The organism is Mycolicibacterium phocaicum, assembly GCF_010731115.1.
Taxonomy (GTDB): Bacteria; Actinomycetota; Actinomycetes; order Mycobacteriales; family Mycobacteriaceae; genus Mycobacterium; species Mycobacterium phocaicum.
The window spans coordinates 5762754-5786437 of record NZ_AP022616.1; the positions used below are offsets into that span (position 1 = coordinate 5762754).

The following is a 23684-nucleotide window of genomic DNA, read 5'->3' on the forward strand; positions in this document are numbered from 1 at the left end:
AGGGCCTTCTTGAGGGCCGGTGTCCCACTCACGTCGTCTCCTTCGCGCTGCCCTGACGGCATTTGTCAGGGCAGTAACGCGCAACCATGCCGTACCGGGGGAGCGGTGGGATCGCGACGCCCGGGTCGGCGTCGTCGATTCCGAAGGCTCGAAGTTCGGCAATGACTTCGGGTTTCGTCGTGCGCTCGAGGAGGCTGTGCATCCGCACGTCGTCGACGGTCCCGAGCTGGCGGCTGAAGGTCATCGGCGTCATCGCCGTGTCGTCCAGTAGCACCGCGCGATTCAGCGATCGGGCCAGCAGGTCGACGATCAGCTGAATCTGGGCACTGGGATCGGTGCCGTGCGGTTCGGCCATGCGCCCCCATTCGGATCTGTGTCGGCGGCACCGCGCTCACAGGAACCGCAACGTTTGTTGCCGGTATCGTCGCACGGGCTCCGCGGCGGACGGGGCGTTGACGGTGGAGATGGACGATGTTGCCGGCAGTGTGGTCGGAAGTGCGGTGGGCCTTCACCCCGCCGCGCAGCTGGCTGCTGGGCGTGGCGGCCAACGTCGTGCTCGCGCTGCTGTGGCTCGCCGTGGAGCCATTGACCTCCGGGGGACGGCATCATCAAGACTGGGTGATCCTCGTCGGCACCTACTTCTCGTCCTTCGTCCTCGCCGACACCACGACGACCAATGTGCTTGGCGCCGACCATGATCGGGTCCAGCGGAGTCTGGACGCAGCTACGGCGCCCTGGCGGATATTGCTGCAGAAGAACCTGGCGCTGCTGATTCTTGTCGGACTTCCCACGCTTGCGGCCGCAGCAGTGCTCACCGTCTGGCTGGAAACCCCGGCCCGGCTCGGCGTGACGATCCCGAATGTCGCGGTGCCGATCGTGTCCTGGCTGGGCGTGGGCAACGCGGTGTCGGTATTGCTGCCGGTTGCCGAAGTTCCGCTGGTGCAGCGGTGGGGCCAGCGTCGTGACCGGCGCCGTATCGCACTGTGGTTGTCGTCGCTGGCGTTGCCGTACGCCTTGTATTTCGTCGCCGACCCGGTCGGCGGCGTCGAACACCGTGAACTGTGGCGGTCGCTACCGAACGCCGTCGCCCACGTCTTCGGGCCCGTCCTCGGCCGCGACACGAAAAGTGCTGTGCACCTAGGTATCGCGGTTGTGGTGTGGCTCGCCGGGACGCTGTTTGCCGACTGGTGGGTGCGGCGCCGGGGCGTGCGGTTCCGCTGACCGCTACTGTGGTGGCGCTGTGTCCTGTGCGGTCTGCTCCGGGCCTGGGAGCCACGGCGCGCTTGCCGGCATGTGGGCCGGCGCCGCGGTGGTCGGCCGAGTCCCGGCAGGCGCGGGACCGCGGCCGGCCTGATCGGCGGCCTGCACCGTCGTCGATGACCATGGCGCGGGTCCCGCCAGTGCGTCGGCCGCCCACCCGGCCTGCAGTTGACTCACCGCGAAGTTGACACCCTGTGTGACCAATCCGCTGTCCTCGTAACTGTTGTGGGCATCGAAGCTCGACCCGTGCGCGTCGCACACGAGGTCGTTGGGTGCGCACAGATCGATGGTCTTGGGCTGGTAAACCGGGCCGACGGTGACCGAGGGGGAGCCGATGGCACGCATGAACCGTGGGGAGGGCTTGCCGAACAAGGCAACTGCTGCAACATGATCCGCCACGTCCGGTGGCATGGGAGCCGGCACCTCAGCGGCGGAGATTCCGTCAGGAATGGTGCCCGCGGTGACGAAGCCGGCAACCGCGGCGCCCTGCGAGAACCCGCCGAGCACCATCTTGGTCCGCGGACAGGCTGCCGCGGTCGTCACGATTTGCCTACGGGCATCGCGGATTCCGTCGACGGCGGTGGGGAAGTCGGTTGTCGCGGGATAGTCGACCGCATATACGTCAAGGGTTTTCGGGCTGATGGCGGTACGCAGTGAATTGATGAACGCCGTCCCGACCCCGCCAGGTCCCGGCGCTTCGTCGGTACCACGGGCGAAGACGACCTGGGCGTCGGGGCAGTCGGCTGCATGTGCTGCCAGTGGGAGCGCTGCGGACATCAATCCTGGTGGTAGCACCAGGATTGCGACCAGACTTCTGATTCGGCTTTTGCTTTTGCTTGGCCTCACCGGTCCATGCTGACACATCGGCATCTCGTCCGCGCGTTAGCTGAGCTCGGCGCGTTCAAATCGTGACATACCAAAAGTCCGTTATTGCGTTTCGGCGGTGACGAATTCGGCGATCGCGTTCCGTATCTGTTGCGGGCCAAGGCTTGCCGGCATCCGTCTGTGCAGGCAGCGTCCGCGGCGCGTGCGGTACTGCCGCCGTGGTTGGTCGGCGTGGGCTTCCGGCGTCGTTGGGTGCCGGGTCAGCTTGTGGGACTGTCGCTTTCACCGTCGTCACCATCTCCGCCCTTGGGTGGGTAGAGCGTCGGGTGGTGATACTGGTTCGTCCTGGGTTGGCCGACATCGAGCAGTGGTGGTGGGGTCCAGTGGGTGCGGCCGTCGGGGCCCATGGTGGTGGTCCAGCCGCCGGTGTCGACGAGGCGGTTGTCGCGGCCGCAGGCCAGGGTCATGGTGTCGATGTTGGTCAGTCCGTCATCGCGCCAGTTGGTGAGGTGATGGGCCTGGCTGCGGGAGGCGGGGGCGGTGCAGTTGGGTCGGGTGCAGCCGTGGTCGCGCCCGAACAGTGCGAGGCGTTGGGCGGTGCTGGCGGTGCGGGCTGCCCGGCCGAGATACAGGGGTTGGCCGGTGTGCTCGTCGAAGACGGCGAGGTAGTTGTCCGAGCCCTGGGCCGCCATCCGGATCAAATCCCTGATCGGGAGCTTGGTGCCGGTGTGCGTGAGCGCCATCCCGGCACGCTTCTCCAGGTCGGTGACGGTGCAGTTGGCGACCACCGCGACGGGGAACCCGTTGTGCACCCCCGAGGTCCCGGTGGCGAGCATCATCCGGCCCACGAACGTGAAGGCGTCGTACTGGCGCTGCGCGAGGGTGCGGGTATCCGCGTCGATCTGCTCTTGAGTGGGTGTGCCGGAGTAGCAGGGGTGTGGGTCGGCGGGGTTGCACATGCCGGGGGCGGCGTACTTGTCGAACAACACTTCCCAGTAGGCCCGCCCTTCGGGGTCGAGTTGGGCGGTGACGTCGGTGCGTCCGTCGGGCCGCTGCTTACCCATCACGAACGAGCGTTTCGGGTCGGGCTCGTTGTCGTCGGGTTCGGGCCCGTCCTGATCCAGCCGATACAACAAGTCCGCCGCGAATTTGCGGAGGTCTTCGGGGGTTTTGACCCTCGCATCGGCCACCAGATCCGCCTCACACTGGGCGAGGGTGATCGGGTCGGCCGCCCACAGCGGCAGCTTGCCGAAGAACCAGGTGATCACCGCGATGTGCTCGGCATTGATCGCACCGTCAGCCAGGGCGGCGGCGACCAGTTCCCACACCGGACCGAGCGGCTCGCCCGTGATGGCCGAGCGCGGGCCCAAATTATCCGTGTCGCGGACCCGGCGGCGGGCTTCCTCCCGGCTGATCCGCAACCGCACATGCAGGACTTCGGGCCAATCCTTGGCCCCGATCTCTTTGGCGGTGGCTTGGGTTTGGGCGGCGGCCAGGATCTGGTGATCGACGGCCTCGGCCGCACACTTAAGGGTTTCGCGGCGGGACTGCACCTCCAACAATGTCCGCACATCCAGGCCGGTGTAGTCCAGGGCTGCGAGCCCGGCCTGCGCAGCCTCGTAGGCGGCGTAGGCCTCCTCGACGGCGGCTGGATCGGTCATTCCCATGCATCGAACACTAGTTCGAAGGTCCGACAAGAAACCGCGGTTTGGGACGCCTGTGCCGAAAGTGACCAATGAGGTCAAATAGTTTGCCCGGCCAGATGATCCGCCTCGTCGAGGTCGTATGCCAGGGCCTGTCGCCTGAGGTCGACTTGACGTTCAGATGTCCGCACTGCATCATTTGAACATGTTCACTGAACACGTTCAGTCGAGAGCCGCGGCACGCGATGAGACTCGCGCGAAAGTGCTCTCGTCGGCCGAACGGCTCTTCCGGCAACAGGGTTTCGCCGCGACGACCGTCCGGCAGATCGCCACCGATGCCGGTGTCAGCACTGGCACGGTGATGGGGGTCGGCGATAAGGACGGGTTGCTCATCGAGGTGTTCGACGAGTGGATCGGCGCCGTGCACCGTGACCGTCAAAGTGGCGGGGGAACGCAGGATTCGTTGACCCCCGAGGGCGCGGTCGACGCCGTGATCGGATTGCTCGCACCGTTTCTCCGGTACTTCGTCGAGGATCCTGCGTTGTCTCGGCAGTACTCGTCGATCATCGTCCGCGGCACCCATGAGTCGGCGATCTTCCGCGACCTCGCCGTCGCACTCGTCGCCGAACTGCGGAATGTGCTGGCGTGCGCCGGACTGCCCGATGCTGCTGCGGAGCGCGCGGCCCGGGTCGTCTACTTCGCCTACCTCGGCATCGTCATGACCGGTGGCAACCACGCCTCGGGTGGCGCGTCGGTGCCAGACCAGCTGCGCGACGTCGTCCGTTGCGTCATCCACGATTCAGTACAAGGAGATGAGCAGTGACCGGAATTCCGCACTACTGGTGGCCCACCGCGATCTTGGCGGCGGCGCTCTTCGGTGATGCCTTGATGTCGATCCGCCCGCCGCAATTCATCCGCGGATGTCTTGAGGGAGTGCGTCTTCCGGAGGATTGGTGGTGGGTGCTGATCGTCGTCAAGCTGCTCGCCGTGGCGGGACTGCTGGCCGGCCTGAAGTATCCCGGCATCGGGGTGGCGGCCAACGCCGGCGTGATCGTCTACTTCCTGTGCGCGGCCTATGCGCACTACCGCGCGAATTTTCTCAAGCAGGAATTCTGGCTCAATTGCCTTGGCATGCTTGGACTCTCGGTCGGCGTCTTCGTGCTGTCGTACGTGATATGACGGCTACCGGAGCATCATGACGGTGAACGCGATGACACTGACCACGACGATGCAGGCGCGTAAGGCGTTGGGGGGCAGGCGGCGTCCGATCTTCGCCCCGATGTAGCCGCCGATGGTCGAACCGACGGCCAGCAGCAGCGCCGGTAGCCACGCTACCTGGCCGACGACGATGAAGATGATGGCCGCGACCGAATTGACCAATCCCACAGAGATGTTCTTCACGCCGTTGAGGCGCTGCAGATCTTCTGACACGAACAATCCGAACAGGGCCATCATGATGATGCCTTGCGCCGCACCGAAATAGCCGCCGTACACCGCACACCCGAACACGCCCGCGTACAGCGGCGCGGCATGGTCGGTGGACCGCGGCGCGCCGCGGCGCGCATCGAGCGCGCGGCGCAACACGGGCTGCACCAGGACCAGTGCGCCGGCCAGCAGGATCAGCCACGGTACGACTGCGGTGAATGCGCCGGGCGGCAGTTTGAGCAGCAACACCGCGCCGACTATCGCCCCAGCCAGTGAGACCACGCCGAGCCGGAGGATGCGGGGGCCCTGGCCGCCGAGCTCGTGCCGGTAGCCGTAAGCGCCGGTGAAGTTGCCCGGCACCAGTCCCACGGAATTCGACATGTTGGCGACCAGCGGTGGGTAACCGACGGCCATCAGTACAGGGAAGGTGATCAGGCTGCCGGAGCCGACCACGGCGTTGATCACTCCCGCGGCGATGCCGGCCAGCAGCACCGCGGTGATCGCGAGGGCGGTCAGGGGCGCGTCTTACTGTGCGGTCTCACCCCGTGAATTCTTCACTGGCGTTCCTGTGAGGTTGCAGCGGCCTGGAAGAACTGCTCGACATCGGCGGTGGTCAGGGTCTCGACGCCGATCAGCGCCAGGTCGGCGAGCCGCTCGGGCGTCACCTGCGAGGTGGCGTCGGTGACCAGCGCGGCGCGGAAGTCCCGCTCGGAGGCGTCGAACAGGGTGGCGCGCGGACAGTTGGGCAGGTTGCAGCCGGCCACCACGACGGTGTTGACGGCGAGGTCGCGCAGATGCTCTTCCAGCGCCGTGCGGTAGAACGCCGACCACCGTGGTTTGAACATGACGACCTCGCCCGCCGCCACGTGCTGGACGCCGCCCGCGAGTAGCGAGTCGTAGTCGAGGGGATGTGCCAGCAGTTCCCCGGGTACCGCGGCTCCGTCGGTGTGCGGGGCGGCGATCTGCTTCCCGGACTCGATGGCGGCCCGGCGTGGTGGGTCGGCATCGCTGCCGCCGGGGACGTACAGCCGCACGATGTGCACGATCGGCCGGTGCGCCGCGCGGAACGCCGCGAGCAGCCGGGCCATCGCGGGCACCCGCTCGCCGGTGCCGTCGACTTGCGACGGGCCCGAGACGAAATCGTTCTGCACGTCGATCAGCACCAGGGCGCTGCGTGCCAGGTCAGGGGAGGTGTAGTCGTGGCCGGCAGACACAGCTGCGATCTTTCCAGACAACCTGCCGACGTGAGCCACTCTTGACGACCTGATCGCGGCAATGCTAAGCAACTGCACAGCATTTGTTGCGTGCCCACCCCGGGGCGCGCGCTCGCTGACGATGAGAGGCACGCGATGACGCTGCAGTCGGTCTTGGAGGACATCCAGAAGCGCCCGGGTACGGGTGAGCTCATCCCGATCATCGATCCGGTGAGCGAAGAGCAGATCGGCGAGTTCACCGATTGCGGACCCGAGTTCGTCGATGAGGCCGTCGCCCGCGCCAAGTCATCCTTCGAGGCCGGCGTGTGGTCCGGGCTGCCCGGCCGGGAACGCGCCAAGATCCTGTGGCGCATCGCCGACCTGATCGACGAGCACACGGCTGAGTTCGCGGCCATCGACTCGGCCAACACCGGCATGATGAAGATGCAGTCCGAGCTCGTTGTGCCGACGTGCGCCGAGTTCTTCCGCTACTACGCCGGCTGGTGTTCCAAGATCAACGGCACCGCCTACGACATCCGCACCAGCGGTATCGCCTCGGACGCCTACGTCGATCAGCACGGTTACACGCTGCGTGAGCCGTACGGTGTCGTCGGCCTGATCTTCCCGTGGAACGGCCCCATCTTCAACGCCTGCGCCAAGATCGCCCCGGCGCTGGCCGCGGGCTGCAGCAGCCTGGTGAAACCCGCTGAGGAGACGCCGCTTTCGGCGTTGCTGCTCGATCGCCTGATTCACGAGGCCGGCGTGCCCGAGGGTGTTGTCAACCTGATCACCGGGTACGGCCACACCGCAGGCGCCGCCATCACGGCGCATCCCGACGTCGAAAAGGTGGCCTTCACCGGTTCGACGGAAGTCGGCAAGGAGATCGTCAAGGCCTCGGCGGGCAACCTGAAGAAGGTCATGCTGGAGCTCGGTGGCAAGTCGCCGGTGCTGATCTTCGACGACGCCGAGCTGGACAAGGCCATCTTCGGCGCGGCCATGGGCATCTTCATCCACTCCGGGCAGGGATGTGTCTGCGGCTCAAGGATTTTCGTGCAGCGCGGCGTCTACGACCAGGTGGTCGAGGGCATCGCGAACGTCGCCAACTTCATGAAGTACGGCGGTCCGGAGGAAGAAGGCGTGATGAGCGGCCCGCTGATCAGTGCCAAACAGCTCAACCGGGTGTTGGGCTTCATCGATGAAGGCAGGAACGACGGCGTCGAGATCGTCGCCGGCGGCTACCGGCTGGACCGCAAGGGCTACTTCGTGCACCCGACCGTCCTGACCAACGTCGACCCCGGCATGCGCCTGTACCAGCAGGAGATCTTCGGGCCGGTGGTCAGCATCCTGCCGTTCGACACCGAAGACGAGGCCGTCGCCATGGCCAACGACACCAGCTACGGCCTGGCGGCCACCGCGTGGACCACCAACGTCAGCCGGGCGCACCGCATCGTCAAGCGCCTGCAGGCCGGCAGTGTTCAGGTCAACTGCCAGTTGGTCTTTGACCACGACCTGCCGTTCGGCGGCTACAAGCAGTCCGGCTGGGGCCAGGAGTTCGGTCGTGAAGGGCTCGAGGCGTACCTCAAGAACAAGAGCGTCGTCGTCCAGCTGTAGTCACCCGCGATTTGTGCACGATTTTCCGCGCCGACCGCGAAGAATCGTGCACAAATCCTCGACGACGCACCATGTGACGGAGGTCACGTGGCGGCGTGACCTCGCACCCTTCGGCTGCGTAACCGTAGGTTGCCGCTACCTACGGTTGCGTACCTTGCGGGCCGGCGCGGATCCTTTGCCGTGTGAGTCACTACATCGCCAACCTGCGCGATATCGAATTCAATCTTTTCGAAGTGCTACCGCTGGGTGCGGCCCTGGATGCGGGCACGTACGGCGATCTCGATGCCGATACGGCGCGGTCGATCCTCGACGAGGTCTCGAAGCTGGCCGAAGATGTTGCCGCAGAGACATTTGTCGAGGCTGACCGCAACCCGCCGGTGTTTCTTCCCGACGAGCACCGGATCACGATCTCGGAGGACCTGGCCAAGACGGTCCGGCTGGTCAAGGAAGCCGAGTGGTGGCGGCTGGGACTCGATGAGCGGGCCGGTGGGACGCCCGCACCGGCGGCGCTGGTGTGGGCGACGCAGGAAATGCTGATCTCGGCCAACCCGTCGGCGACTTTCCTGTACGGCCTCGGGCCGGCGATGGCCCACACGCTGGCTGAAGTGGGTACCGAGGAGCAGCAGCACTGGGCGCGGACGGCGATGGACAAGGGCTGGGCCGGGACCATGGTGCTGACCGAGCCGGATGCCGGCTCCGACGTCGGCGCGGGACGCACCAAGGCCATCGCTCAGGAGGACGGCACGTGGCACATCGAAGGCGTCAAGCGCTTCATCTCCGGCGGCGACGTCGGTGACACCGCCGAGAACGTCTTCCACCTGGTGCTGGCCCGGCCCGAAGGCGCGGGGCCGGGCACCAAGGGCCTGAGCCTCTTCTTCGTACCGAATTACCTTTTCGACCCCGAGACCCTCGAATTGGGCGAGCGCAACGGCGTCTACGTCACCGGCCTCGAGCACAAGATGGGCATCAAGTCCTCGCCCACCTGTGAGCTGACGTTCGGCGCCCACGGCAAGCCCGCCATCGGCTACCTCGTCGGCGGCGTGCACAACGGCATCGCGCAGATGTTCAAGGTCATCGAGAACGCGCGAATGACGGTGGGGGTCAAGGCCGCCGGCACCCTGTCCACCGGCTACCTCAACGCGCTGGCCTACGCCAAGGAACGCATCCAGGGCGCCGACATCACCCAGATGGCCGACAAGACCGCCCCGCGTGTGGCGATCATCGAGCACCCCGACGTGCGACGCAGTCTGATGACGCAGAAGGCGTACGCCGAAGGGCTGCGGTCGGTCTACCTGTATACCGCGGCGTACCAGAATGATGATGTGGCCCAGCTTGTTTCGGGTGCCGACGCCGATCTGGCGCACCGGGTGAACGACCTGCTGCTGCCCATCGTCAAGGGCGTGGGCTCCGAACGTGCCTACGAGATGCTGTCCGAATCCCTGCAGACTCTCGGCGGCTCGGGGTTCCTGCAGGACTACCCGATCGAGCAGTACATCCGCGACGCCCGCATCGACGCCCTGTACGAGGGCACGACAGCCATCCAGTCGCTGGATTTCTTCTTCCGCAAGATCATCCGCGACCAGGGTTCGGCGCTGGCCCACGTGTCGAGCCAGATCACCGCGACCATCGACGGCGCCGGACCGGATCTCAAGCCTGAAACCGACCGGCTGGCAACGGCTCTGGCCGATGTTCAGGCCATGGCCGCGGCACTGACCGGTTACCTCATGGCAGCCCAGGGCGATCCCGAGCAGCTGTACAAGGTCGGCCTGGGTTCGGTGCGGTTCCTGCTCGCGGTCGGCGACCTGATGATCGGCTGGCGGTTGATCCTGGCCGCTCAGATCGCCCAGGCCGCGCTCGACGGCGCCGCCGAACGCGACCACGCGTTCTACACCGGCAAGGTGGCGGTGGCGAAGTACTTCGCCAAGAACATGCTGCCGCTGCTGACCTCGGTGCGTGAGGTGATCGAGACCCTCGACACCGACGTCATGGAGCTGGAGAACGCCGCTTTCTAGCCCGCCTTCCAGCGATTTGTGCACGATTTTCCGCGACAGCCGCGGAAAATCGTGCACAAATCGCCAGTGGTCGAACAGGTCACAGTTCCGGCTCTCGATTGCTGTGGATCCGGTCCCGCCGTGGAAAATGGTCCAAGGCCCACGACAGGACGAGGAGAGTGTGACGTGCGACGCGACACCCCGGCATGGCTCGGCGCCCGCGCACTGACCCGCCGACTGGGTCTGCCGCGCGCCAAGAGTTTCCGGGTGGAACGGTCGCTGCCGGTGCCGATGCGCGACGGCGCGGTGCTGCTGGCCGATCACTACGCGCCGCGGACCCGCAAGCCCGCCGGCACGTTGTTGATGCGCGGGCCCTATGGCCGCGACGGCCTGCCCAACCGGGTGTTCGCCGGGCTGTACGCGGGACAGGGTTTCCACGTCGTCCTGCAGAGCACGCGCGGCACCTTCGGGTCCGACGGTGCGTTCGAGCCCGGTCGCCACGAGGTCGACGACGGTGCCGACACCGTCGAGTGGCTGCGCGAACAGCCTTGGTACGGGGGAGAATTCGCCACCGTCGGCGCTTCCTACCTCGGTTTCACCCAGCTGGCGCTCCTCGTCGACCAACCTGCCGACCTGACCACGTCGGTCATCACCATGGCGCCCCATGATTTCGGTCATTCGGTGTGGAGCACCGGGTCATTCGCACTCGGCGATTTCCTCGGCTGGAGTTATCAGGTGGCGTGGCAGCACCGCGGTGGCTGGATCCGTCAGATCCTCCGTGGCATGGCGACACCGCGCACGCTCAAGCCGGTGCTGGAGACGCTGCCGCTCGATCCGGCCGCCGCCGAACTACTGGGCGGACGCACCCCGTGGTTCAACGCCTGGCTCGAACAGCCGGATCCGTCGTCGCCGTACTGGGCCGAGAACGGTGTGGCGGCCGCACTCGACAACCTGCGGGGCCCGGTACTGCTGATCACCGGCTGGCAGGACGTGTTCGTCGACCAGACCCTCGAGCAGTACCGGCGGCTGCGCGCCCGTGGCGTCGAGGTGGCCCTGACCGTCGGGCCGTGGACGCACGGCTCCGGTGGCACCGAGGCCATCAAGGAATCCGTGCTGTGGCTGGACGGCTCGCGCCGCGCCGCGGCTCCGGTGCGGATCTGCGTCGCCGGCGGTGACTGGCTCGACATGCAGGAGTGGCCGCCACCGACCGCCGAACGGGTGTGGCACCTGCATCCCGGCGCGGCGCTGGCCGAGACTCCACCGGACAGTGGGGCGCCGTCCACGTTCGTCTACGACCCGGCCGACCCGACACCGAGTATCGGTGGGCGCCTTCTGGTTTCGGGCAAGTCGGGCTACATCGACGACACCGCGCTGGCCGAGCGGTCCGACGTCCTGTCTTTCACCAGCCCCGTGCTGCCCGCCGACCTCGACGTCATCGGAACCCCGTACGTCGAGCTGGACCACCGGACCGACAATCCGCATGCCGACGTGTTCGTGCGCATCAGTGACGTTGCGCCCGATGGACATTCGACCAACGTCACGGACGGCTACCTGCGGCTCACCGCGGCTGACGCCCCCGAAGCGCTGCTGCGCCTGGAGCTCGACGCCACCGCGTACCGGTTCGCGGCCGGCCACCGGATCCGCCTGCTGGTCGCCGGCGGCTGTTTCCCGCGGTTCGCGCGCAATCTGGGCACCGGTGACCCGCTGGGAACCGCAACCCGGATGGTGCCCTCGGTGCACACCGTCGCACACGGCGACGGCGGGCAGTCCCGGCTGGTGCTGCCCGTCAGCCCAACGTGACGACCACTTTGCCCTTGGCGGAACGGTTTTCCAGCGAGGCGATGGCGTCTGCGGCCCGCTCCAGCGGATAAACCTCCGGCACCGGCGGGATCACCGCGCCGGAGGCCAGCAGCGGCTCCAGCTCCTCCCACTGCTCGGCGAGGTAACCCGGATGGGTCATGGCCCACGCACCCCAGCCGACACCCACGGCGTCGACGTTGTTGAGCAGCAGCCGGTTCACCTTGACCGTCGGGATATCGCCGCCGGTGAACCCGACCACCAGCAGCCGGCCGCCGGGCGCCAGCGACCGAAGGGAATCGGTGAACCGGTCGCCACCGACCGGGTCGAGGATCAGGTCGACGCCCCGGCCGCCGGTCAGCTCACGCACCGCGTCCTTGAAACCGTCGGCCAGCACGACATCGGAAGCCCCGGCAGCACGGGCGATTTCGGCCTTGTCCTGCGAGCTCACCACCGCGATGGTGCGGGCGGCCCCGAACGCCGACGCCAGCCGCAGCGTCGACGTGCCGATACCGCCGGCGGCGCCGTGGACCAGTACGGTCTCGCCCGGCGTCAGGCGGCCGCGGGTACGCAGCGCGCAGTGCACTGTCAGGTCGTTGAACAGCAGTCCGGCGCCGGCTTCGAACGACACCGTGTCGGGCAGCTTGAAGACCCGGTCGGCCGGTAGCGCAACGACTTCCGCCATCGCGCCGGACAGCATGGTCAACGCCGCGACGCGGTCGCCGGGCGCGACGTGCGCGCCCGCGGGCGCGCTGCGCACCACGCCCGCGAGTTCGGCGCCGGGGGTGTACGGCAACTCGGGCTTGTGCTGATAGAGACCGCGGGACTGCAGCGCGTCGGGGAAGGCGACGCCGGCGGCGTGCACCTCGATCACCACGGCGCCGGTGCCGTCAGGTTCGGGAATCTCGTTCAGTTCGGCTGCTGACGGGCCGTCCAACCGGGCGATCTGAATGGCGCGCATGGTGCTCTTCTCCTGTGGGGCTGCCGGTGAGTCACTGTCACTGTCGCATGTCGCCTTCAGCGTCCGCCCCGGGCACCGAGTAGAAGGCCGGCCACCACCAGTCCGATACCGGCGATCTCGCCCATCGCCGGCACTTGATGCAGGACTGTCAGGCCGATGATGGTCGCGGTAACCGGCAACAGCGCCAGGAGGATCGCAAATCGCGCTTGGCCGACCTGGCGGAGGACGACCTGGTCGAGGCCGTAGGGGATGGCCGTCGACAGCACTCCGACGCCCAGACCGAGCAGCCAGGTGCGTGCGTCGAAGAACACCGCAGCGTTCGTGTGGGCCTGCAGGCCGATGATGATCGGTGCGAAAATGGCTGCAGCGGTGGACATCCCGAGGGCGAGAGCGTCCAGCCCGCCGTGCGCGTCCGCCACGCGTTTGCCCACCAGGATGTAGCCGGCCCACAAAGCCGCGGCGGCCAGTGCCCACGCCACACCGGCGAGTTCGGAGGTGAATTCGATGCCGGCCAACAGGGCGACGCCGCCGGCGGCGAGGGCGGCCGCGAGGAGGTCACGCGGTCGGCGTGAGCCGAGCGTCGCCACCAGGGTGGGTCCGATGAATTCCACCGCGACGGCGGTGCCCAGGGGGATGCGTGCCAGCGCCTCGTAGAAAGCGATGTTCATGCCGACGGTGATCAGCCCGAACAACGTCGCGATCGTGACGCGGCGGCGGGTCGGCCGCATCCGCCACGGCCGGCGCCAGGCCGCCAGCACCAGCGCGCCGGCCGCGGCCCGCAGCCAGGCCACCGTCGCCGGTTGCGTGGTGGAGAACAGGAATACGCCGATCGCGGCGCCGAGATACTGCGATGCGGCACCGGTGACAAAGACGAAGGGCACCGACCACCGCGGCAGATCACGATGCTTCACCCGCGCGGCACCCGGCGGTTGTCGATCCCGGTCACCCGGCGCAGATTACCGTCGACCTACCATCCGTGGATGATCGACGCACGCGCCGCAGTGTTGCTCCACCCGGGTACGACCCCCGAACTGACCGACGTCCAGATTCGTGAACCGCAGGGCAACGAGGTGCTGGTCGGCATCAACGCGGTGGGCATCTGCCATACCGACATCAGCACGGCGGCGCGCTGGCCGGAGAAGCGACTGCCCATGGTGTTCGGCCACGAGGGCGCCGGCACCGTTCTGGCTGCCGGCCCGGACGCCCGCATCGACGTCGGCCGTCAGGTCGTCCTGACCTTCGCAAGCTGCTCGCAGTGTGCCGCCTGCTCGTCCGACACGCCGGCCTACTGCGACAACGCGACACGCCTGAATATGGCCGGCGACCGCGGTGACGAATCGAGCGCCCTGCGGCTGGCCGGTCAGCCCGTTCGCGGTGGATTCTTCGGCCAGTCCAGCTTCGCCACGCACGCGCTGGCCAACACCTCGAATGTCGTGGTGCTGCCCGACGGCATCGACGCCCAGTTGGCGGCGCCGCTGGCCTGCAGTGTGCAGACCGGGGTCGGCGCGGTGCTGAACACCCTGGCTGCGGGGCCCGACGACGTGGTGGTGGTCTGGGGCGCCGGCGCGGTGGGCCTCTCGGCGGTGATGGGTGCCCGCATCGCCGGGTGCCGCGCCATCGTCGCGGTCGATCCGATCGCCGAACGACGTTCGCTGGCAATCGAATTGGGTGCGACCGGGGCCGTCGACTCGGCTTCGGAGACTCTCGCCTCCGAGATCATGGAACTCACCGGGGGCGGCGCGACGCTCGCTGTCGACACCACCGCGCGCGGCGACGTCATCAGCACCGCGCTGGGCATGCTGCGCAAGTGCGGCACGCTCGCGCTCGTCGGGCTGGGCGCGCTGACCGCGGAACTGCCCGTCGGCCTGATTCTGGCCAACGGGCTCCGCGTGCAAGGGGTCATCGAAGGCGACAGCGAGCCGCACACCTTCATCCCGCGGCTCGCCGGGCACGTCCTCCGCGGCGAGTTGCCCGTCGACAAACTGGTGCGGACCTACCAGTTCGACCGTTTCGCCGACGCCTGGTCGGACGCCGCGGCCGGTCGCGCTGTCAAACCCGTGCTGGTTATTTAGGTAGGCTCGCTGGTACGGGATGTCCCGCCGGCAACGTCGCCGAACCCGAACGGAGCAGTATGACCGCCTTCACCTCATCCCAGCTGGTCAGACCCGGACGTCCCGCGGCCCTGCCACCAGGCCGTGCCATGGAGATCAAGGCCGTCGACGGCACCCGGCTCCATGCCGAGGTGTTCGGCCCCGAACATGGACAGCCGATCGTGTTCGCCCACGGCATCACCTGCGCCATCGGCGTCTGGGGCAACCAGATCGCGGATCTCGCGACCGACTACCGGGTCATCGCCTACGACCACCGCGGGCACGGCCAGAGTGCCGCGCCCAAGGGTCGCCACAAGTACAACCTGGACTTTCTCGCCGCCGACCTCGATGCGGTGTTGGGCGCGACGCTCAGGCCGGGGGAGCGGGCCGTCATCGCCGGGCACTCGATGGGCGGCATCGCCATCACGTCCTGGGCGCAGCGCTACCCGCAGCGTGTCGCCGAATGTGCGGACGCCGTCGCCCTGATCAACACCACGACCGGCGACCTGCTGAAGTTGGTCCAGCTGGCGCAGGTCCCGAACTCGCTGGCCAAATCCCGGGCCTACGCCGCCGGACGCATCCTGAAGACGTTCGGCGGGGCCCCGCTGGTGCCGGGTTCGCGGAAGGCGGCGCGCCAGTTCGTCGCCATGATCGCCGTCGGGCGTGACGCCGACCCTGCCGTCGCCGACTACGTCTACGAACTGTTCATGGGCACCTCCGCGGCCGGCCGCAGCGGATGGGTGAACGCCCTGGTGGACAACCTCGATGCGCATCACATCGGACTGGACAATCTGACTGTGCCGACGCTGGTCATCGGCAGCACCAAGGACCGGTTGCTGCCCATCGCGGCATCGCGCCGGATTGCCAGGAGCGTGCCGAATCTGTGGTCGTTCGTCGAACTCGGTGGCGGTCACTGTGCGAACCTGGAACGTCCCGAGCAGGTCAATCAGCATTTGCGGGCGCTGCTCGTCGGCTCGGCCCACAGCTCGACGGCCTAGGACCGCCGTGTCCTAAGGTGATACCGGCGGTACCGGATTTGATCAAGGGAGATTCATGACGGCCAGCGACGGCGAGTTCTTCGATGTGCTGATCATCGGTGCCGGGATCTCCGGCATCGGCGCCGCGTACCGGCTGCACCAGCGCAACCCGCAGACCACCTATGCGGTCCTGGAACGTCGGGCACGCATCGGCGGCACCTGGGATTTGTTCCGCTACCCGGGTATCCGGTCGGACAGCGACATCTTCACGCTGAGCTTCCCGTACCAGCCGTGGACCAGGCCGGAGAACATCGCCGACGGCGATCACATCCGTGAGTACCTCACCGCGGCGGCACGTACGCACGGCATCGACCGTCACATCACCTTCAACACCCATGTGCAGTCGGCCGACTGGGATTCGGCGACCGACACCTGGACGGTGCAGACCCTGCAGGACGGCGAGGCCAGGTCGTGCCGCGCCCGATTCCTGTTCTGCGGCACCGGGTATTACAACTACGACAAGGGCTACACCCCGGACTTCCCGGGCATCGATGCCTTCAGCGGCGACGTCGTCCATCCGCAGTTCTGGCCGGAGTCACTGGACTACGCCGGCAAGAAGGTGGTGGTGATCGGCAGCGGCGCGACCGCCGTCAGCCTGGTGCCCGCCATGGCGAAGACGGCCGCGAAGGTGACCATGCTGCAGCGGTCGCCCACTTATCTGATGTCGCAGTGGCAGATCGACCCCATGGTCAGCCTGATTCGGAAGCTGTTGCCGGACAAGATCGCTCACCGCATCGTGTGGTTCCGGAACGTGCTCATCAGCGTCCTCAGCTACAACTTGTTGCGCAAATTCCCCAAGGGCGGGCGCCGGCTCATCCGGAGCCGGGCCGTCGCCGCACTGCCGGCCGGCTACCCCGTGGACGTGCACTTCAACCCGAAGTACGACCCGTGGGACCAACGCCTCTGCGCCGTGCTCGACCGCGACATCTTCACGGCGATCGGCGACGGCCGCGCCGAGGTCGTCACCGACCACATCTCACACTTCGACGCCGACGGCATCGTGCTGAAATCCGGTGCGCGCATCGACGCCGACATCGTCGTCACCGCGACAGGGCTCGAGTTGCAGGCCCTCGGCGGCATCTCCCTGTCGGTCGACGGTGTCGCGATCACGCCATCGGACCGCTACGTCTACAAGGAGTTCCTGCTCGAGGACGTGCCGAACATGGCATGGTGCCTGGGTTACACCAACGCATCGTGGACCCTGCGCGCCGACATGACTGCCCGTGCCTTCGCAAAGCTGGTGGCGTACATGGACTCTCACGGCTACACGCACGCCTACCCGCATCTGGGTGACGTGCCGATGGACGAGAAGAAGACCTTCGATCTCGACGCCGGCTACATCAACCGCAATCCCCATGCGCTGCCGAAATCCGGCACTCATCGCCCGTGGCACGTCCGGCACAACTACGTGCTCGACGTCATCGACCACCGCTTCGACCGCATCGAAGAGTCCATGGTCTTCGGCCGGGTGACGCAGCGAGTCTGATTTCTCCCGCGAGCGGTCCCCTGCGCGGTGCGGAACGTCGGCCTCGCGTTGATCGTGCGCTGAGGATCTTCACTACTCGAACGTTGTGAGCGTCAGCGCACGGTCAAAGCCCACAAGACATTTGCTTGTCAAGTGCCCAGCAGGGGGTGGGTCGCGACTGTGCCACCTGATCGTCGATTTCACGATTTCGACCGTCTGATTGCACAGTCACGAAGTCGATGAACCACACCCCGCCACGACTGTGCAATCAGCGCGGCTCATCCACAGATCTGACGATCTGTACGCACCTTCGGCGTTCAGGATTCTTGTTGCTCGGTGAGTCTGGGCGGGGCTGCCAGTCGCCACGAGTCGGTGAGAATGTCGGTCAGTTCCTGCTCGTCGTCGAGCGCCGCGAGCCGGACCCGCACCCAGGACGACGCAGCTTCGTGGCGCGGCACCCAGAACTTGTGCGGTTCCGCCGCGATCAACTCTTCGCGGTCGAATCTGGGACAGCGCACCGCAAATGAGGTCTCATCGTCGGGCACGGTGACGAACATCTTGCGCGCCACATCGAACGTCGGATGGCCCCAACGCTCCTTCTCGGTGGTCTCGGGGAGCGAGAGCGCGATGCGGCGCACATCATCGGCATCGAGCACGGTTTTCGAACCTTCCGGGGCTTGCTGTGGTGGGGTGTGTCCGTCGAGGCAGCCTACCGGCGCGTGCTGACAGGTAATCGTCTCGCGCAGTCAGGCGAGGGCAGCGGCGAGTTGGTCGACAACCGCCTCGATCGCGCCCGCATCACTCAGCCGGTCCGGCGCCCACGCCAGCGCGATTCTGGCCGGGGCCCAGGTACTTTCGTCGATCGGGATCAGCTTGAATTCGGGCGGCGAGAAGATGCGGCCCAGCGTCGAGGCGGGCGCGTAGCTGACCAACGCGACGAGGTACCGGTTGAACACGTGGCTGGCCATCTCCAGCTCACCGCCCAGCTGACCGACGGTCCGCACGATGCGCGTGATGCCCCGCTCGTTGAGGCCGCGCGCCATCTGCGCCAGCACCACGGGGTTGGGCCGCGCGAAGTCGATCACGACATCGCGCTCACGCAGGTCCTCGATGGCGATGAGGTCATTGGCGGTGAGTGGGTCGTCGAACCGCACCGCTGCCGCACCCGGATAGGTGGCCACGACGCGGTGCCGAATGCGTTTGTCGGCGGCCGGTAGGTGGATCAGGCCCAGATCCAGGTGGCCGGAGACGAGCTTTGCGATGACCTCCGCCGCGGACCCCGGCACACTGAACTCGGTGGTCATGGTGAGCCCGGCCACCGCCTGCTCGAGCCTGACCAGAAAATCCGACGGCGCATAGGCGGTCGCTCCGATCCGAACAGGGTTGCTCGCCTGCGTGATTCGTGACGCGGTCGCCTTCAGCTCCTCGACCCGGCGCAGGATGTCGCGCGCCGGGTCCAGCAGCTGCCTGCCCAGCGGTGTCAGGCGGACGTCGTGGTAGGTGCGTTCGAAAAGTTCCCCGCCCAGTTCGCGTTCGAGCAGTTTGATCTGCTTGCTCAGCGGCGGCGGCGTGATCATCAATCGATCGGCGGCGCGCTTGAAGTGCAGCTCTTCGGCAACGGCGACGAAGTAGCGCAGCCGGGTGAAATCGATCTCCATGGGGTGCGTCGGTTACCGTCCCGAATGTTCTACCGCCGCAGGTACTTCGAGAACGGCACGGGCGATCAGATCATCGATCTTCTGGTCGTCCAAGCCGAGCAGTTCGCCCGCGAGCTCGCGGGTCTGTTCCCCGAGCAGCGGCGCCTGCCCCAGCGGTGGATCGGGGATGAGGTCAGCATGGATTTGCACGTTCTCCATCATGAACGGTGCGGTGCCGTGCGGATGCAGTTCCTCCCGGAACGCGCGTCGCTCCACGTAGTAGTCCCAGGCGGGGACCTCGACGGCGTGCAGCACAGCTCCGGCCGGGACGCCTGCGGCCTGCAGCTTCGTCATGGCGTCCGCCGGCGCATGCCGAGACGTCCACGCGCCGAGTGCCGCGTCGAGCCGCGTGCGCTGACGATCCCGGCCCGCTCGCGAGCCCAGCTCCACATCGGCACCGAGATCGGGCCGGTCGATCACCTCGCACAGGGCGGACCAGTCGGCGTCGTCGCGGACGGTGACCGCGATCCAGGTGTCGTCGCCGGCGCCGGGAAAGAGGCCCCACGGTGCGTCCTGCGCCGGCTGGTCGTCGCGCGTATGACCGCGGCGGCTGAGCACCTCGCCGGCGATGTCGTCGGCCAGGTGACTCAGCATCACTTCGGCTTGCGCGATGCTCGCCGATCCACCGCCACCGCTGCGTTCCCGGCGGAGCAGGAGCGCGACGGCACTCAACGCCCCGATCCGTGCCGCCACGTGGTCGGGGTACACCGTGACGGTGTCGCAGAAGGCCTCGGGGTCATCCGGATAGGTCCACAGCTTCGTGAAGCCCGCGGCGGCGCGAACCAACGGGCCGTAGCCGAGTCGTTTCGCCCACGGTCCGGTGGCTCCGTACGCCGAGCTGTCGACGACGACGATGCCCGGATTCACCTGCCGCAGCGTGGCGAAGTCCATGCCGAGCGCAGCTGCCACACCGGGTTTGAAGTTGCTCAGCACGACGTCGGACTGCGCTACCAGCTGGTGTGCCAGCGCCCGGCCTTCCGCGGACCGCAAGTCGATGCCGATCGACCGCTTGTTGCGGTGGCCGGCGGCGTAGGCCTGTGTCATCCGCGTGAGGCTGATGCGCAGCCCGTCGGGGAAGGCGGAATTCTCGACCTTGACGACGTCGGCGCCGAGGTCGGAGAACAGGCGGCCGGTGTCGCTGCCGACGACGATGACGCCGAGGTCCAGTACCCGCAGCCCCTCGAGCGGCAGCCCGAGCTCGCCGCGTTCGCGCGCGGTGAGGATTGGCGCGTCGCGGAGGCGACGGTGACTCGGTTCCTCGATGTTGAGGCTGCTCGCCCGGTGCCCGTCGATCTCGACGATGCCGACCGGCACGGGTGCCGTCAGCCCGGGGGAGAGTTCGGTATCGCGGAAGAAGCCGCGCGCGGCAACCTGTTCGGTGGACAGCGCCTCGGCCAGGCTCAGTACCGCGGCCGTCGGCACACCGTGCCGCTGTCCGGCCAGTTCAAGCTCGGCGCGGGTCTTGTCGGCACAGAACTGCTCGATGGCGCCGAAGAGAGTCGCGGACGCGAGACGCTCGCGGAGGCTGTTGAACTTCGGGTCCGCGAATTCCGCGGGCCGTCCCATCCACTCGAACATGCCCTGCCACTGGCGTTTTGCCAACACGCACATGCGGACGTGGCCGTCCTTGCATTTGAAGATCGGGTAGCGCTGCTGCTCGGCGATCCAGTCGCGCTTCTGTTCGCTGATGGGCACGCCCGCCGCCGCGCTGCTCGCCGTACCGAATGGCGGGTCGAGGGTCTGCATCGCACCCTCGAGCACCGAGAAGTCGATGAGATCGCCTGTGCCCGTGCGGAGCCGATCCAGAAACACGCAGAGGGCGAAGAAAGCGGCCTGGGCCGCGGCGACGTGATACGGCAGGTCCGCGCTCGGCGGGACCAGCGGCGTCTGTCCCGGGATGCCCGACCGGGACAGCTCGCTGGTCAACGCGTGCAGTACCGGAGTGGTGGCCTGCCAGTCGCGGTAACGCGTATCGCGGCCGAAGTCACTGATGGACAGGATGACCAACGCCGGATGGTCGGCGTGAATCTGCTTGACCGACAAGGACTTCTCGGCTGCCGACCCCGGGCGGGTGTTCTCGATGAGGATGTCTGCGGTCGCCACCAGATCGGCCCACGCCTGCCGCCCGCCCCGTGTCGACGTATCGATCTCGACCGTGGGGAGGCCGTGGCGGTTGATGGCGGTGCCGATGGGCACCCCGTCGATGCGCGGTCCGGTGGTGTCCGCCGGCGTCACGCCGGCCAGGTGCACCGACGTGACGTGGGCGCCGAGATCGGCCAAGAGCCGGCCGACGGCCGTGATCGGTCCGGCGGTCAGGTCGACAATCTCGATACCTGACAGCGGTGGGTCGTAGGCCATGTTCGTCAACTGCGCCGCGCCTGGCGGAACGGGATGTCGCGGTCGGGTTCGGGTTCCTTCGCCAGCCCCAGGACACGCTCGCCGATGATGGTGCGCTGAATCTGGTCGGTGCCGCCGCCGATCGAGGTGAAGAACGCGTTGAGCGAAAGGAAGTTCACGTCGTCGGCCTCGGGGTTGTCGGGGCCCGCCAACAGTGATTCGGTTCCGATGATCTCGGTCTTAAGCGCCGCCTCGGAGTGCAGGATGCGTGACATCGCCAGCTTGCCCAGCGACATGATCGAACTCGACGTGCCCTGGCTGGTGGCGGCCTTGGCGCGAAGATTGTTGAGCCGGTTGAGTTCTCGCAACGCCAGCACATCCGCGAGCCGCTCCCGCAGGGCGGCGTCATCGAGGCGTCCGTGCTCGCGGGCCAGTTCCACGAGGCTGTCGGCCTTGGACTTGTTGCGCGATCCGCGTCCACCGTCGCCCATGATGGATCGTTCGTATGCCAGGGCGGTCTGCAGGACGCGCCAGCCGTTCCCTTCTCCACCAATGAGATTCGCGTGCGGAACCGTGGCGTCGGAGATGAACACCTCGTTGAAATGCGCCTCACCGGTGATCTGCACGAGAGGCCGCACCTCGATGCCGGGCTGACGCATCGGGATGATGAAGTAGCTCATGCCCTTGTGCTTGGGTGCATCCCAGTCGGTGCGCGCGATCAGCAGACCGTACTCGGACGTCGCCGCACCCGAGGTCCACACCTTCTGGCCGTTGACCACCCAGCGGTCGCCGTCGCGTATCGCGGTGGTGCTCACGCCGGCCAGGTCCGATCCGGCGCCGGGCTCGCTGTAGAGCAGACAGGTGCGCGCTGCCCCGGTCAGAAAGTCCCGTAGCAGTTGGTGTTTCAGCTCGTCCGAGCCGAACGCGAACAGGGTGTTGGCGGGGATGTTGTGCTTGTCCTGACAGGCGCCGGTGGCCTTGACGGCGCGGAACTCCTGGTGGATCACCGCGGCGAGTTTGCTCGGGTAGCCGCGGCCGAACCACTCGGCCGGATAGGTGGGCACGGCGTAGCCGGCGTCGAGGACCTTTTCCCGCCAGGCGATTTCCTCGGGCGAGCTGACCCAGGGGTCGTCCGACGGCGGCAACGCGGTCCAGTTCTGCGCGAGCCAGTCGCGTACCTCGGTACGCAGGTCAGCGGGATTCGGTGCGGTGGTGCTCATCTCAGGCGCCCTTCGCTGCCAGGTAGCGCTCACGATGATCACGTGAGCTGCCGAACAGTTGACGGCCGGTGCGCGCCCGGCGCAGGAACAGATGCGCGGGGTGCTCCCAGGTGAAGCCGATGCCGCCGTGCATCTGGATCGACTGCATGGCGGTGGTGTGATAGGCCTCGGCGCAAGCGAATCCGGCCAACGCGACGGCGCCGTCCGCGTCGGTCGGGTCGGTATCGAATTGCGCGGCCGCGTGCTGTGCGGCCGAGGTGGCGGATTCGACTTCCAACAGCAGGTCGGCCGCCATGTGCTTGATCGCCTGGAAGCTGCCGATGGGCCGCCCGAACTGGATACGGGTCTTGAGGTATTCGACGGTGACATCGAACAGGTGTCGGGCCCCGCCGACCTGTTCCCCGGCGAGGGCGATCACCGTGAGGGACAACGCGTGTTCGACGGCCGCCCAGCCTCCGGTGCCGATGCGACGGGCCGGGGTCCGGTCGAAGGTGAACGTCGACAGTCGGACCGTGGCGTCGAAAACTGTTGCGGCGGTTCGGTCGAAGCCGGCCGCGTCCGGGGCAACCTCGAAGATGGCGATGCCCTCGTCGGCCTTCGCGACGACGATGATGACGTCGGCGATCTGCCCGTCGAGCACATAATGTGCGGCGCCCGTGAGTTGGTGCCCGTCACCGTGCCGAACTGCCTGAACCGCAACACCATCCGGTGCCCATGTGCCCCGGGACCCGGTGGCTGCCACGGTTGCGATCGAGGAACCCTCGGCCAACGCGGGCAAGAGCCGCGCCTTGTCGTCGTCGGTGCCGGCAGCCTGGATCAAGGCCGTGGCGAAGACCGCACTCGACAGGAACGGGGCAGGAAGTAAGGCGGCACCCGTGACCTCGGCGACCGCCTCGAGTTCCTGCGCGCCCAGCCCTACGCCACCGTATTCCGGGTCGACGATCAGGCCCGCGACGCCCTGGGCGGTCAGCTTGTTCCACAGGTCGCGGTCGAATCCACTGTCGGTGCTCATCACCCGGCGGACGTCGGCTTCGGTGCAATGCTCACTGAGGAGGTCTTTGACGGCTGCGGCGAGTTCGGCGCGTTCGGCCACGCTCATCGTCATGTGTTCACCCTTCTGCATGTCAGGTCC

General features: G+C 67.3%; 21 protein-coding genes. 9 read left to right on the forward strand and 12 right to left on the reverse strand.

Annotated elements, in window-relative coordinates:
* Window positions 1-28: 28 nt before the first annotated feature.
* The gene (locus G6N46_RS28900; protein WP_138249975.1) at window positions 29-355 is read right to left on the reverse strand and encodes a hypothetical protein; all 327 of its coding nucleotides are present in this window, start codon (window positions 353-355) and stop codon (window positions 29-31) included.
* A 116-nt stretch (window positions 356-471) separates the two neighbouring features.
* On the opposite strand from G6N46_RS28900, the gene G6N46_RS27755 reads away from it, so the two are divergent.
* A complete protein-coding gene (locus tag G6N46_RS27755; protein ID WP_138249974.1) occupies window positions 472-1221 on the forward strand; it encodes a hypothetical protein in 750 nt (249 codons plus the stop codon).
* 3 nt (window positions 1222-1224) lie between these two features.
* Here the strand turns inward: G6N46_RS27755 and G6N46_RS27760 are convergent, their stop codons facing one another.
* Window positions 1225-2037: a cutinase family protein gene (locus tag G6N46_RS27760; protein WP_138249973.1), complete on the reverse strand. Its 813-nt coding sequence runs from the start codon at window positions 2035-2037 to the stop codon at window positions 1225-1227.
* 308 nt (window positions 2038-2345) lie between these two features.
* The gene (locus G6N46_RS27765; RefSeq protein ID WP_163693073.1) at window positions 2346-3752 is read right to left on the reverse strand and encodes an HNH endonuclease signature motif containing protein; all 1407 of its coding nucleotides are present in this window, start codon (window positions 3750-3752) and stop codon (window positions 2346-2348) included.
* A gap of 181 nt (window positions 3753-3933) precedes the next feature.
* Here G6N46_RS27765 and G6N46_RS27770 point away from each other — a divergent pair, with 181 nt between their 5' ends.
* Entirely contained in the window at window positions 3934-4551 is a 618-nt protein-coding gene (locus tag G6N46_RS27770; RefSeq protein ID WP_138249971.1) for a TetR/AcrR family transcriptional regulator, read from the forward strand.
* Between the two features lie 5 nt (window positions 4552-4556).
* Entirely contained in the window at window positions 4557-4907 is a 351-nt protein-coding gene (locus G6N46_RS27775; protein ID WP_138250123.1) for a DoxX family protein, read from the forward strand.
* 3 nt (window positions 4908-4910) lie between these two features.
* Here the strand turns inward: G6N46_RS27775 and G6N46_RS27780 are convergent, their stop codons facing one another.
* The gene (locus tag G6N46_RS27780) at window positions 4911-5645 is read right to left on the reverse strand and encodes a sulfite exporter TauE/SafE family protein (RefSeq protein ID WP_138249970.1); all 735 of its coding nucleotides are present in this window, start codon (window positions 5643-5645) and stop codon (window positions 4911-4913) included.
* A 62-nt stretch (window positions 5646-5707) separates the two neighbouring features.
* Window positions 5708-6367: a cysteine hydrolase family protein gene (locus tag G6N46_RS27785; protein WP_163693074.1), complete on the reverse strand. Its 660-nt coding sequence runs from the start codon at window positions 6365-6367 to the stop codon at window positions 5708-5710.
* A gap of 135 nt (window positions 6368-6502) precedes the next feature.
* On the opposite strand from G6N46_RS27785, the gene G6N46_RS27790 reads away from it, so the two are divergent.
* From G6N46_RS27790 to G6N46_RS27800, 3 genes are all read left to right on the forward strand, one after another.
* On the forward strand, window positions 6503-7957 hold the full coding sequence (locus G6N46_RS27790) for an aldehyde dehydrogenase family protein (protein WP_135357273.1): 1455 nt from the start codon (window positions 6503-6505) through the stop codon (window positions 7955-7957).
* A gap of 182 nt (window positions 7958-8139) precedes the next feature.
* Complete coding sequence (locus tag G6N46_RS27795) at window positions 8140-9969, forward strand: acyl-CoA dehydrogenase (RefSeq protein WP_138249968.1); 1830 nt, start codon at window positions 8140-8142, stop codon at window positions 9967-9969.
* 165 nt (window positions 9970-10134) lie between these two features.
* Complete coding sequence (locus tag G6N46_RS27800; RefSeq protein ID WP_138249967.1) at window positions 10135-11748, forward strand: CocE/NonD family hydrolase; 1614 nt, start codon at window positions 10135-10137, stop codon at window positions 11746-11748.
* On the opposite strand, the gene G6N46_RS27805 is transcribed toward G6N46_RS27800, so the two are convergent.
* The gene (locus G6N46_RS27805; protein WP_138249966.1) at window positions 11735-12706 is read right to left on the reverse strand and encodes an NADPH:quinone oxidoreductase family protein; all 972 of its coding nucleotides are present in this window, start codon (window positions 12704-12706) and stop codon (window positions 11735-11737) included. The two genes, G6N46_RS27800 and G6N46_RS27805, sit on opposite strands and share 14 nt — an antisense overlap.
* 56 nt (window positions 12707-12762) lie before the next feature.
* On the reverse strand, window positions 12763-13617 hold the full coding sequence (locus G6N46_RS27810) for an EamA family transporter (RefSeq protein ID WP_138249965.1): 855 nt from the start codon (window positions 13615-13617) through the stop codon (window positions 12763-12765).
* A gap of 69 nt (window positions 13618-13686) precedes the next feature.
* Between G6N46_RS27810 and G6N46_RS27815 the strand changes: the two genes are divergently transcribed.
* From G6N46_RS27815 to G6N46_RS27825, 3 genes are read left to right on the forward strand one after another with little or no spacing between them, the layout of a single operon-like run.
* A complete protein-coding gene (locus tag G6N46_RS27815) occupies window positions 13687-14778 on the forward strand; it encodes an NAD(P)-dependent alcohol dehydrogenase (RefSeq protein ID WP_138249964.1) in 1092 nt (363 codons plus the stop codon).
* A gap of 59 nt (window positions 14779-14837) precedes the next feature.
* Window positions 14838-15794 (forward strand): alpha/beta fold hydrolase, encoded by a 957-nt coding sequence (locus tag G6N46_RS27820; RefSeq protein ID WP_163693076.1) that lies wholly within the window; start codon window positions 14838-14840, stop codon window positions 15792-15794.
* 55 nt (window positions 15795-15849) lie between these two features.
* Window positions 15850-17319 carry a flavin-containing monooxygenase gene (locus G6N46_RS27825; protein WP_138249963.1) on the forward strand — a complete coding sequence of 490 codons (1470 nt, stop codon included), beginning with the start codon at window positions 15850-15852 and terminating at the stop codon, window positions 17317-17319.
* Window positions 17320-17615: 296 nt separating this feature from the next.
* Here G6N46_RS27825 and G6N46_RS27830 read toward each other — a convergent pair whose 3' ends face one another.
* The 5 genes from G6N46_RS27830 to G6N46_RS27850 form a co-directional block, all read right to left on the reverse strand.
* Entirely contained in the window at window positions 17616-17954 is a 339-nt protein-coding gene (locus G6N46_RS27830) for an MmcQ/YjbR family DNA-binding protein (RefSeq protein WP_138249962.1), read from the reverse strand.
* A gap of 90 nt (window positions 17955-18044) precedes the next feature.
* On the reverse strand, window positions 18045-18956 hold the full coding sequence (locus G6N46_RS27835; protein WP_138249961.1) for a LysR family transcriptional regulator: 912 nt from the start codon (window positions 18954-18956) through the stop codon (window positions 18045-18047).
* 12 nt (window positions 18957-18968) lie between these two features.
* Window positions 18969-21353, reverse strand: a complete 2385-nt coding sequence (locus tag G6N46_RS27840; protein WP_138249960.1) for a CaiB/BaiF CoA-transferase family protein — start codon at window positions 21351-21353, stop codon at window positions 18969-18971.
* A 5-nt stretch (window positions 21354-21358) separates the two neighbouring features.
* Complete coding sequence (locus tag G6N46_RS27845; RefSeq protein WP_138249959.1) at window positions 21359-22552, reverse strand: acyl-CoA dehydrogenase family protein; 1194 nt, start codon at window positions 22550-22552, stop codon at window positions 21359-21361.
* A gap of 1 nt (window position 22553) precedes the next feature.
* A complete protein-coding gene (locus tag G6N46_RS27850) occupies window positions 22554-23657 on the reverse strand; it encodes an acyl-CoA dehydrogenase family protein (RefSeq protein WP_138249958.1) in 1104 nt (367 codons plus the stop codon).
* Window positions 23658-23684: the final 27 nt, after the last annotated feature.